The sequence below is a fragment of the uncultured Tateyamaria sp. genome, assembly GCF_947503045.1.
Taxonomy (GTDB): domain Bacteria; phylum Pseudomonadota; class Alphaproteobacteria; order Rhodobacterales; family Rhodobacteraceae; genus Tateyamaria.
In genome coordinates, this window is the sequence record NZ_CANNCF010000012.1 from 20,998 (window position 1) to 33,096 (window position 12,099).

The 12,099-nt window shown below is 57.6% G+C and carries 9 protein-coding genes; 5 read left to right on the forward strand and 4 right to left on the reverse strand.

What is annotated here, in order from left to right; translation table 11 throughout:
- Window positions 1-53 precede the first annotated feature (53 nt).
- The 4 genes from Q1A89_RS22725 to Q1A89_RS22740 are packed head-to-tail and all read right to left on the reverse strand — an operon-like array spanning window position 54 to window position 5,587.
- Window positions 54-719 carry a class II aldolase/adducin family protein gene (locus tag Q1A89_RS22725; RefSeq protein ID WP_299733916.1) on the reverse strand — a complete coding sequence of 222 codons (666 nt, stop codon included), beginning with the start codon at window positions 717-719 and terminating at the stop codon, window positions 54-56.
- Window positions 712-1,773, reverse strand: a complete 1,062-nt coding sequence (locus Q1A89_RS22730) for a zinc-binding dehydrogenase (RefSeq protein ID WP_299733918.1) — start codon at window positions 1,771-1,773, stop codon at window positions 712-714. The genes Q1A89_RS22725 and Q1A89_RS22730 overlap by 8 nt, the downstream gene beginning before the upstream one ends.
- A gap of 17 nt (window positions 1,774-1,790) precedes the next feature.
- Window positions 1,791-3,284, reverse strand: coding sequence for an FGGY-family carbohydrate kinase (locus Q1A89_RS22735; RefSeq protein WP_299733920.1), 1,494 nt, complete (start codon window positions 3,282-3,284; stop codon window positions 1,791-1,793).
- 2 nt (window positions 3,285-3,286) lie between these two features.
- Window positions 3,287-5,587: a molybdopterin-dependent oxidoreductase gene (locus Q1A89_RS22740; RefSeq protein ID WP_299733922.1), complete on the reverse strand. Its 2,301-nt coding sequence runs from the start codon at window positions 5,585-5,587 to the stop codon at window positions 3,287-3,289.
- A gap of 83 nt (window positions 5,588-5,670) precedes the next feature.
- Between Q1A89_RS22740 and Q1A89_RS22745 the strand changes: the two genes are divergently transcribed.
- The 5 genes from Q1A89_RS22745 (at window position 5,671) to Q1A89_RS22765 (ending at window position 11,883) form a co-directional block, all read left to right on the forward strand.
- Window positions 5,671-6,597 carry a 1-deoxy-D-xylulose-5-phosphate synthase N-terminal domain-containing protein gene (locus tag Q1A89_RS22745; RefSeq protein ID WP_299733924.1) on the forward strand — a complete coding sequence of 309 codons (927 nt, stop codon included), beginning with the start codon at window positions 5,671-5,673 and terminating at the stop codon, window positions 6,595-6,597.
- A 16-nt stretch (window positions 6,598-6,613) separates the two neighbouring features.
- A complete protein-coding gene (locus Q1A89_RS22750) occupies window positions 6,614-7,618 on the forward strand; it encodes a transketolase C-terminal domain-containing protein (protein WP_299733926.1) in 1,005 nt (334 codons plus the stop codon).
- A gap of 54 nt (window positions 7,619-7,672) precedes the next feature.
- Window positions 7,673-8,545 (forward strand): formylglycine-generating enzyme family protein, encoded by an 873-nt coding sequence (locus tag Q1A89_RS22755; protein WP_299733927.1) that lies wholly within the window; start codon window positions 7,673-7,675, stop codon window positions 8,543-8,545.
- 645 nt (window positions 8,546-9,190) lie between these two features.
- Window positions 9,191-10,264, forward strand: coding sequence for a Hint domain-containing protein (locus Q1A89_RS22760; RefSeq protein ID WP_299733929.1), 1,074 nt, complete (start codon window positions 9,191-9,193; stop codon window positions 10,262-10,264).
- A 326-nt stretch (window positions 10,265-10,590) separates the two neighbouring features.
- Window positions 10,591-11,883, forward strand: coding sequence for a helix-turn-helix domain-containing protein (locus tag Q1A89_RS22765; protein ID WP_299733930.1), 1,293 nt, complete (start codon window positions 10,591-10,593; stop codon window positions 11,881-11,883).
- The last annotated feature ends 216 nt before the right edge of the window (window positions 11,884-12,099 follow it).

Consider the following 12,099-nt stretch of genomic DNA (forward strand, 5'->3'; position numbering starts at 1 on the left):
AGGATCAAGTCCTTGTCAGAACCGGCCTGTTTCGCCGTGATATCTGGTGGCATTTAATGCGTTACTTTCTTGTTCCCTGATTGGCCGTAATTCTGGCGAAACCAGTTGAAGCAACGGTCGATCTCATCCTGCGGAAGCTCCTCTACGGGGCCGCGCAACATGGCAAGATGCGTGGTCATAGCGGCTTCTTCCAGATACATCGCGAAAGACGTGGCTTCGGTTGCGGATTTGCCCATGGTAAAGACACCGTGGGCCTTGACCAAAGCAGCATACCCGCCATCGGCAGCTTCGACAACGGCCTCTCCGGTGTCCACTTCGCCCGGTGTCGCATATCGCGAACAGGGCACATCACGGCCCAGCATATGGGTGATTGGGGTCAATACGGCCGGTATCCGTTCGCCACGCGCCGCAAAGCTGGAGGCATAGGGCGAATGGGTATGGGTGATGCCAAAGACATCCTGTCGCTGTCGGTAGATGTACAGATGCACGCCCGTATCAACAGAGGGTTTCTTGGCCCCTTCAATGACATTGCCGTCAAGATCGACGACGACCATCGTGTCCGGCGTCAGTTTCTTGAACTTCACCCCGGACGGCTTGATCACGATCAATCCCGTTTCCGGGTCGCGCCCCGATACATTGCCGCCCGACCCCACGACCAACCCGTTCGCGGGTAACTCGTGGTTCTGGTCGCAGACTTCTTCTTTAAGCGCCTCAAGCATTCGCAAACTCCTCTGGCACGCCATGGGGGTAGACCACGATCTTCAGCGATTTTTCTGCTTTGCGCAGCATCTCGAACGCTTTCGGACTTTCTGAGATGTCAAAGTGGTGCGACACCGCCGCAGCGGCATTGATCCGCCCGGCTTCAAGCAGGCGAATGTAGCTGTAGGTGTCGGTATGGTCGGAACTATAGCGGGACGTAATGGTGATCTGATCGAAATAGGCAGAAGATCCTTCGCGCGACCATTCCGTGCCGGGCGGCAAAGGGGCCCCGAGATGAAGGCATCCGCCAACCTCGACCAATGAAAGGGCCTGCGCCCAGGCATCCGGGAACGGCGCAATCACAATCACGGTATCTGCCAATCTGCCGTTGTTTGCCGCGCGCAGAGCGGCCACGGCATCCTCGGTTTTGGGGTTGATCGTGTGGGTCGCGCCAAAGTCGCGCGCCTTTGCCAAGCGCCAGTCCGAGAAATCCAATGCCACGACTTTGCCCGCGCCAAACAGCGGGGCCAGATGCACAAAGCCCTGTCCCATGAACCCGGCCCCCACCACGGCCACCGTATCGCCGGGTTGGATGTTGCACACCTTGAGGCCGGACAGCACACAGGACCAAGGCTCAATCGTGGTGGCTGCGGCCGTCGAGACATTGTCAGGTACGATATGGGCATCCATCCGCAAATGCTGTGCCGTCACGCGGTAGTATTCACACACCCCACCGGGGTCGAGCTTCATCGAGGCGTAGAACGGATCACGTGTGAAATGCCCGCGTCGCGACAGGTGGCTGTCCACGCGGCCCACGTGGTGGTTAATGAAAACGCGGTCTCCGATCTTGTAGTCCGTCACATCCGCACCCACCTCGACCACCTCGCCGATAGGCTCATGGCCGATGACCTTTGGCTCGGCCTTCTTGTACCACGCCATCGTTTCGCCGCCGCACAGCCCGCAGGCCAGCGTTTTGAGCAATAGCTCATCCCGGCCGATCTGTGGCACAGGCCGTTCTTCAACGCGGATATCGTCGATTTCGTAATAGACAGCCGCTTTCATCATGTTGCCCATCGATGCACCTTTGTTCCTCAAGATTTCCAAATGTTCCTACAGGCCTCAGACAGCACCAGATACTGTTCAAAGACGGCATCGTAGGCGCGGACGGCCTCCGGTGTTGGATGATACTGCGTGGTCGCCTCATCGCGTTTGGCCAATGCGCAGGCATCCCCTTCCCCGTTGGCCGAAGCCCCAAGGCAAGCCGCGCCCCACAGCCCGTGGTCAGTGGCGTCGGACACTTCAATCGTGGCCCCCATGATGTCGGCGATGATCTGGCACCACAGCCCGTTGCGCGCACCACCTCCGGTCAGATGCACTGTGCCCTGCGGGCGCCCGCCGTATTCGGCATGAAAGCAGTGACGCAGGCTCATCGCGGCGCCCTCCATCACTGCGCGGCCCATATCGGCTTTGGTGCTGCGCGCGGACAGGCCAAAGAACGCGCCACGCGCGTTGGCCGCGACAAAAGGCGCGCGTTCTCCGTTGAGATGCGGCAGGAACAGCACCCCGTTTGCCCCGGGTGGAACGTCTACGGCGAGGGCGTTCAGCTTCTCGGCAATCTCGCCGGGGGTATCCCCGCCAAGCGAACCCGGATGCAGCGCGCAGAACCAGTCAAAGGCCGCCGCTCCTGTTGTCGGGGCAAGCACACGGGTGAACAATTCGCCGTTTGCATGCAACACCGTGGCCCCAACGGGCAGATCAGTGGGGGTGATCTTGTCGGTCAGGATATTCACCACCGCAGTGGTTCCCATGATCATCATCGTGTCACCGGGGCTGTCGAGCCCCAGACCCACGATCATCGCAGACAGATCAAGCGTACCGGTGCTGACGGGCAAGCCCGCAGGCAGGCCGGTGGCGGCTGCGGCCTCAGCACTCAGATGCCCCAGAAGGCGGGCCGCAGGTTGTGGTGGCAAGAATGCTTGCCTGAGCCCTTGAGCGTCTAAGGCCCCCAAGGCGGCGTCGGAATAGTCGCCCGCATGCAGATCGTAAAACGGGATCGTGGAATCGGAATAATCCGTCGCCAACACACCGGTCAGGCAATACCCGACCCAGCCCGCACAATAGACAATCCGCGCTACGCGGTTTGCACGGGCGGGGTCCTCGCGTTGCAGCCAGCTGTAGATCGCACCAGATGTACCCGGCCAGATGGAGGTATGGCACGCATGGCTGATGGCTGTTGCAGCGCCCGATTCATACGCAGCATCCACATCCGCAGCTGCCCGCGTGTCGTTCCACAAAATCGCCGGTCCGACCGGCATATTGTCGGCATCCAGCGCCCAGAACCCATCGCCCTGTGCGGCGATCCCGATGCTTTCGATCTGATCTGCCGCGACCTGCGAGGTCACCATGCGCAGACAGGCCTGAACGGACTGCCAGACCTCCTGCATGTCCTGTTCTGAATGGCCGTCTGCCGGTGTGGTCACGCGGCTTGGCACATCTGCCGAGGCGACAAGGCTGCCGTCCCGCCGGTAGACACCGCATTTGATCGCCGTGGTGCCTGCGTCTATGCCCAGCCAGTATCGCTCCATCCTCAACCCTCTGTCTTTGTTGTGAAACGTGGTTGCTGGTGCACGCGGACAGGCGGCGCAGGCCCGTCCCACTTTTCGATCTGCACAACAGCCGTATGCGCGATGTTACCTTGCCCCAGTCCCGATGTCCCCTTGTCGAGGGTAAGGATATTCGGGTTGCCATGCACGCAAATCCGGCCGCGCGGTGTGTCTTGCAGGTCAAGCCATGCCCCCGTCGGCAGCACCACGCAATCGGCACGCATGTCCGGGTCCAACTGAAGCCCCGCAAGGCATCCGCCACGCGCATTGTGCAGCAAGACGACATCCCCCGCCTGAAGGCCAAGTGCCTGCGCGGCCTGTGTTTTCATCCAACAGGTCTCACGGCCATTGGTCTTGGCTGCTTTGGCAATCGGCCCATTGTCCAGTTGCGCATGTAGCCGAGTGCGCGGTTGATTTGAGATCAGGTGAAACCAGCCCGCCGCCACGCTGTCAGTTTTCTCGGAGGGCGCGTACCATGTGGGGTGCCCCGCGCAATCCGGCAGGTTCTCACGTGCGATGCGGTCCGAGAAAATCTCGATGCGCTTGCTGGGCGTGTTCAGCGGATGGACCTGCGGGTCGTTCACAAAATCGCCCAAGGTGGTGCGGGATTCGGTGTCCGTTTCACATTGAAACACGCCTTGCGCTTTGAAGTGGTCATAATCCGGAAGCTTTAAACCCTGACTTGTGCCCACCGCAACCGCCAGTTCCCAGATGTGGCGCTGCCAGTCTTCCACGCTGCGCCCTTCGGTGAAAGCGTCTTTGAACCCAAGCCGCCGCGCTAGGCCGTTGAATATTGCATAGTCATCGCGCGCTTCGCCCATCGGCGCCCTGAGCCGCGACATATACAACAGGCGGTTGTCTTTACGGTTGAGCATCAGGTCATCTCGCTCAAGCGGTGTGGTACAGGGCAACACAATATCGGCCCGCCGTGCGGTCGCGGTCCAGCTGTGGTCGTGCACTATGATCGTCTCGGGCCGCATCCACGCACGCTCAAGCCGGTTGAGGTCCTGATGGTGGTGAAACGGGTTGCCCCCTGCCCAATACACCAGCTTGATATCGGGATAGCGCCGTGTTTCGCAGTCGTAGGTAAAGACTTCACCCGGATACAAAAGCATGTCCGATATCCGCGCCACAGGAATATAATCCAACACCTTGGCAGGCCCCTGCGACAGCGCGGGCCAGCTGATAAACCGCTGGGGACGCCCGCCCATATTGGTGCTGCCATAGCCAAAGCCAAAACCGGTGCCGGGCTGACCGATCTGTCCCAGTGCTGCGGCCAGTGCAAGGCCGGCCCAGATCGGCTGCTCTCCGTGGTCGGACCGCTGCATCCCCCAAGCCATCGACACCATGACGCGTTCCTTCGGCAAGCGCCGGGCCAAGGCGCGGATGTCCTCCGCCGCTATATCGCACAAGGGGGCGGCCCATTCCGATGATTTCGCCTGACCGTCTGCCGCGCCCGTCAGATAAGCTTGGTAAGTGTCCCAGCCCGTGACACAGCGATCCAAAAACGCGGTGTCATGCCAGCCCTTCACAATCAGCTCATGGGTCAGCGCCATAATCAGTGCGGTATCGGAGCCGGGCCGGATGGATTGCCAGCTTAGACCGGCAACCGCATCGACATCATTCATCAAAGGCGAAATGCAGAGCGTCTGCATGCCGTTCGCGCCCGCCCTTTGCATCCAGGCTGCGACGTCATGTTCGGTCACACCGCCCGCTGCAATCTGTGCGGTGCGGGCGGATATGCCACCAAAGGCCAGCATCAGCGTGCAGTTATCCGCAATCTGGTCCCATGTTGTCAGGTTCTCGGCAAACTGGCCGTTGGTCATGCCAAGTATATGTGGAATCAGAACCTCTGCCGCAGCGTGCGAATAGGTACCCTTTGATCCGGTATAGCCACCCGCCAAATTCAGAAAGCGCCGCAGTTGCGACTGCGCGTGGTGAAACCGCCCCGCACTGGCCCAGCCGTATGACCCCCCGTAAATCGCCTGATTGCCGTGGGCCTCAATGGTCTGCGTCATGGCTTGCGCGGCAAAATCCAGCGCCTCGTCCCATGGCACTTCGACGTAAGCGTCATCGTTGCGGGCCGCTCCCCTATCACCATACAGCCAACCTTTGCGAATGGCGGGCCGTGCGATGCGCACGTCTGCATCAAAGGCGGCATCCTGCCAGCCCGCACCAATGTCGGAAGGCGCGGGATCGTCGGCGAAGGTGCGCAGACGCACAGGGTCATCCGAGCTGTCGAACTGATAGCTGCCCCAATGTGAAGATGTGAATTTCAGCGCCATCGCAGCGGCCCAACGGTCATTTTACTCTTGATTATTACATTTGACATCATTATTGACAATTGTAAACCCAAAAGGAGCCCGCGATGCGCAACGAAAAGACCACCGATGACATTGCTTTGGGCATCAGGCGACGCGTTTTTGAACACGCAATGCGCAACAACGGCGGATATCTATCACAGGCCTGCTCGGCCGCCGAGCAACTTGCGTGGCTTTATAACGAAGAGCTGAACCTTGGTGCGCCAACTCTGCCGATGATCCCCAAACCGTTCGAGGGCGTGCCGCACGCCGACAACCCCGACTACCACACCGGCGCGGGGTACAATGGACCGTTCGAGCCGGAGTATGACCGCCTGTTCATCGCGCCCGCACATTATGCGCTGGTGGCCTATGCCACGCTGATTGAAACCGGACGCATGGCCGCTGAAGGGCTGGAGATGTTCAACAAGGACGGCTCAAGCGTTGAAATGATCGGGGCAGAACATTCGCCGGGCATGGAGGTGCACAACGGAACGCTGGGCATTGGCCTGTCCACCGCAGCAGGACTTGCCTGGGCGCGCAAACGGCGCGGCGAAGCAGGGCGCGTCTGGGTCTACATGTCCGACGGCGAAGTGCAGGAAGGCCAGACATGGGAGGCCATCCAATGCTGCGCCCACCACCGCATCGACAACGTCAAAGCGATCATGGACGTCAACAAACAGCAGTGCGACGGCGCGATGGACAGCGTAATGGAAGTTGGCGACATCAAGACCAAGATGGAGAATTTCGGTGCAGTTGTAGTCGAGGTCGATGCCCATAACATCAGCGACATGCGCGAGGCCGCAAAGACCAAACACGAGGGCAAGCCGCTGATCATCCTTGCCAACTCAAACCCTTTCCACGCGATGCCGATCCTCGAAGAACGGTTCCCGCGCCTGCATTACGTGCGCTTCAAATCCGAAGAAGAACGCGCCCGCATGAACCTATCCATCGCCGAAGCCTTGGGCGTTGATCCCATCGACTACGCACACTGAACAGGAGCCCAAGCACATGGTAGAAATGGTAAGCCGCCCCTATGAGCGGGCTTTCGAGAAACACGCCTTGGCCAACCCGGATGTCTTGTGCATCTCGGCTGATCTGACGTCGTCCTGCGAGATTGACAAGTTCCGCGACAACCACCCCGACCAATTCCTGTCGATGGGCATGGCCGAACAGAACATGATGAGCTTTTGCGGTGGGCTTGGCCTTGCCGGATATCGCCCGTTTATCCACACTTTCGGTGTGTTCACGTATCGGCGCCCCTACGACCAGTTGATGGCCTCCATCGCCTATCCACGGCGCAAAGTGCGGATCATGGGATTCCTACCCGGCATCACCACGCCCGGCGGCATGACGCACCAAGCCATCGAAGATATCTCTGTGATGCGGTCAATGCCCAATATGACCATTCTGGAAACTGGCGACGCCACCGAAGTCGAAAGCATTTGCGAAGTCGCCGACAGCATCGACGGCCCGGTCTATTGCCGCGTGCTGCGAGGATCCATGCCGCGCCTGTTCGACACACCAATCGTGTTGGGGCAAATGCGCGAGCTCAGCCTTGGCTCAGACGTTTTGATCGTCACAGCTGGCATCACAACCGAAGAAGCGTTGCGGGCGACTGCGGCGCTCGAAAAAGCTGGTGTTTCTGTTCGCCATTTGCATCTGAACACGATCAAGCCGTGCAACGAACAGGCGATCCTCGATCACATCAATTCCGTTAAAGGCGGGGTGATCACGCTGGAAAATCACGTGACCGAAGGCGGTATCGGCTCGTTAGTTGCTGAGGTCATGGCCGACAATGGTGTGGGCAAAAAACTGAAGCGGCTGGGGCTGAAAGACACCTATGCACATGGAGGCAGCCGCGCCTATCTAATGCGGTATTATGGATTGGATGCGCTAGCTTTGACGCAAGGCGTGGAAGACCTTCTGGGTCAGGAACTGAACATCACCGAACAGGACCTGTCCGAAGCGCGTGTCGATGCGGTGCACTCGCTGGCCAAAGCCGAAGGTTTGTGAAATCCTTTCCGCCGCGGGTCATGCTGCTTTTGTTGGCGCCGCAGCGAGGGGAAAATGCACGAGACGAAAAGCCATGCATTTATGTCCTCTGCCATCTGGATGGCGGGGGGCAAGTCGCATGTCGGCACCAAACGCCCCGAGATCAAAGCAGATGGCGAAGCCCCGCCGCGCCGCGTCACTCTAAAACCTTTTGGCCTGATGCCCTACACCACGACCAACGCGGAATTTGCGGAATTCACCCGCGCCACCGGCCATATGACAGACGCCGAGCGGCTTGGCTGGTCCTTCGTGTTTCGCGGCCTGCTGGATGACGCGCAAGGCACACAACACCCCGATTTGCCTTGGTGGAACGCGATGGACGGTGCGGCATGGCACACGCCGCTTGGGCCGGGTTCTGACTGGCATCAGATTGCAGACCACCCCGTTGTGCATGTCTCCTACCGTGATGCAATAGCCTACGCCCGTTGGGTAGGTGGACGCTTGCCAACAGAGGCGGAATGGGAATACGCCGCCCGCGGTGGCCCACAAGAGGCTCGCTACCCGTGGGGCGAGGATGAGCCGAGTAACGAGCGCGCAGACATGTGCAATATCTGGCAGGGCACATTTCCCACCTCCAACTCCTGCGCGGACGGCTACTATGGCACGGCACCGGCGGCGTCCTTTCCTCCGAACGCGGCGGGGTTCTACAATATGGCTGGCAACGTATGGGAATGGTGCGCAGATCAATTCCGGATCCGCTCCCTGAGCCGCGACGCCAAAAACCGCACCGCGGAGGCAATGCGCAATAATGAACAGGTACTGAAAGGCGGCTCTTTCTTGTGCCACGCAGACTATTGTTGGCGGTACCGCATCGCTGCGAGGTCTGGCCGGCAAAGCGATAACAGCACATCGAACTGCGGGTTCCGGGTGGCTTTTGATGGTTCTTGAAAAACCCAGCGGCTGGATCAAGGTAGGGAAGCGACATCGCAAGTTCTGTCTTGTTCCGCATGGTGTCAGCGATGTGTCTGGCCAGCAAGTGCCTGCCCGCATTGTTCTGCATGACCGTCTCAATGCCATTTGACGATTGTGTGATGGAACAACAGTCAGACTTACCCCTAGGTCACGTCATTTGCGCCGTAGACTATTTGAATGGCTGGTTTTCCTTAACCCATTAGAACACGAAATGCGTTGCAGTTGCAGCATTTACCACGCTACGAGCGCACGCAGCGAAACAAGCGAGTTCACACAATGGGCTCACTGCCGCCATCGGAAGCAGTGCAGCATCTCTGGTCGCGATATCGAGCCCCGCCTGCAATCGCGGCCCTTAAGAGACATTCATCGCGCACTCTCGTCGCTGCGCTGCGGCCCGTCAGAGGAGACATTCGCCGCAGCCGCGCAGTCTTGAAGTTCGCGAACAAGCAATGTGCGGGACGGAGCTGCCATACACTGCGGCGCTAAAGATGTCGGCTTTCGGTCGGCATGGGCGCACAGGTTCACGCGAGTTTTAGATATTTCCCAGTCAACCATGACGCCAGATTTTGCTATTCTTTAACCCTAAAATGCAGAGTGATCCTTGGATTAGGGGATCACGACATGAATGGGTATATCTCAGAACTTGATTACTTTGGCACGTCCGACCAAGAGTTTGTCGAGATTGCGGTTCCAGCAGGCACTGATGTCTCCAGCTACACGCTGGTATTCTATCAGGCGGATGGAACAATCTATGAAACTGTCTCACTGGGAAGCTATACTGGAACGTTTGGTGGACAGGACGTCTATGTCGTGAACCAGTCGACACCCGGCTTCGACTCCGGTGGCGACAGCATGGGAACGTTCTACCCGGATGATGCAATTGCCTTGGTGGACGGCAGTGGCACTGTCCTTCAGTTCATCTCTTGGGAAGGCAACACTGTCAGCGCCATCGAAGGCCCGGCAAGCGGCATGTCCAGTACCAACGCCGGTTTCGCTGATCAAAGCCTTCAATCTGATGATGGCGGTGCAACGTACTACGCACAATCCAACTCTAACGAGGGATCAATCCCGGCCTGCTATGCTCCGGGCACTTTCATTGAAACACCTCTAGGACTGCGCCGTGTCGAATACCTGCGCGTAGGCGATCAGATATGGACAGCGGATAGCGGCGCCCAAACGATCCGCTGGATATGGGATGGTATCGACCCTTTGGAAGATGTCGACGACGACAACTATCCTGTCCTCATCCAGGCAGGCGCACTTGGGCCCGAACTTCCCAAACATGACTTGATCGTCTCACCACAGCATCGGATTCTCGTTGGCGCGGGTGGCCAACTGGAAGGCCACTTTGCTTCTGAGGTTTTTGTACCGGCGAAGTCGCTGACATCGTTGCCTGGAATTCGTTTCAAGCGCGGCAAGACTAAAATGCGTTGGCTGCATTTATCATGTGATGGCCACGAAGTTGTTCGTGCGAATGGGTGTTTGTCAGAAACTTTGTATCTGGGTCCAATGGTTTTGCGTAACTTGCCCCAAGACCTTCTTCGCACCTTGCGCAATGTTCACGCGAATGCAACTTCGGACGGGGCATTGAACGGCCCATTGGCGCGACGATGTTTGACAGTTGGAGACGTCAAAGACAGGCTGAGGCGAAGCCGACGTCACGCAATAAAAGCGAAACTGGAAGTGAACGAATAGGCGGTCAGTTTTCTGGCATTAACTGAGTGTGACAGGGACTGAACCGACCTGCGAACGCTCAAAGCGCCTTTCCAAAGCGGATATTTGCTGCGCTGTCGCAAAATGGTACGTCTGGGCTCAAACCGGGCTTGCGGCGGTGCGGCAGGCCGGTTTTCCGCCCCGATGACGGCTCTGCGGACAAAGCAGACCTTCGTAAGTAAACATGCAATGTCCGCTCTTTCCTCTGTGAGTAAAGCTAGACAAGTTGTACCATCAGCTAAACGCGCTGCTGTCCGGCTAGGCGTAAGAACCATTCTTATATTGCGGCGATTACCAATCGGAAGCCCATGAAGAGAAACTCGAACCCAACCGCCGATCAACAACCAAAACTGGTAGTTGATAAGTCAATTGCTGTTCCGCCTCCCTTCGAAAGCGATTTGGCATCTGCGAGCTTGACGATTGCGAGCAATGACCCCACGGACGGGTACCCGCTTTTGGTGCGAGCACATTTCCAGCCTCAATACATCACGATAAATGCTGGCGAGACCGAAATCCGCGCCTTCTGCGAGGTGCTTCAAGCCTCAGTGCGGTTGCAGTTTGTCAATTGCCATGGAGAGCTCAGTCTCGATCCCTCCACCAAACAGGTCGAAGAAACCCAGATTTCGGAAGTTCAGGAGAGTACCACCGAAGAAGAGAAGGTTCATGATCGGACCGCCGGTCTTGGTGGAAGAGTCTCGGTTTCAATGTCTGACCCAGGCAGTGTTAGTGTGAGTACAGAGGCGACAAGAAAGAACAAGCTAACGTCAAAGGAAATCCACAAAAAAGTTCGATCCACGCAAAAACGCCAAGTAAGGGTGATCTCAACGGATCATCTGCATATTGGGCGTTATTCAGATAGTACGCCTCTAGACGGTGTAATCGTCGATAATCTCAGATGGCTTTACGTGACGCCGAACTCTGAGGGCCAACGCTCCGGTGTTCTTTCCAGACTTACTGTTCGTGAGACTTGGATGCGGTTCAAGGAGGTCACGCCGCGCTCTGGGGTAGCCAAGTTGGGAAAGATGCTTGCCAAGTTGGGAAACTCCAACCGTTTCGAAGATCGCTTCCGAAAAATAGCTTTCGAGGCACTACTTCGGCATTTGGTGAAAGAGAAACTTCAGAATCCAAGCCAAATGGATGAAGCAACACTAGCCATTCATGCGGTGGCTGTGGCTCCTGATCGCACGTTCTCGAAAGAAGAACTAACACCAATTCTACCGCGTGAGAGAGTTCAATTGGATCCAGCACCGCTCGAAGAAATACTGTTATCTGATATCGGAAAAACCGTAGAGTTGTTACGACATGAGGGCGTAGATGCAGAAGCTATAAGAGAAGTGGAAGCCTTCTCTGAAGCAAATCAGCAAAATGGTTCCCCAGAAAGCGCCATCGATCCAGCCCGTAGCGCTATCGAATTGGTGGGATCTGCAACGTTGAACCAAATTATCGACAGTACGACAGACGTCGTTGAAAAAATGTGCATTGAAACAGCTTTAGAACTAACCAGGAACAACCGAACCGCTTCAGCAGAAATGCTGGGCATTAGCAGATCCACACTTTACTCTAAGTTACGCAAATATGGAATCACTCCAGGCGAAAACTGAGAGTGCTTTGACCAATCGACAAATCCGAATGCAGACGTTCGTCGACCACGCAGCATCGGTGAGTCGGGCTCGAAGCCGACCTCGGATGCACCGCAGCGTCAGCCAGGTCAGCACCGATTTGCCTGACACGCTCGGCCCTTTGCGGATGAGGTGGGTGGCTCCTGCTCCACCGGCATCGAGTGTGCCAAAGTGCAGTTATCAACGACTGCTAGGAAA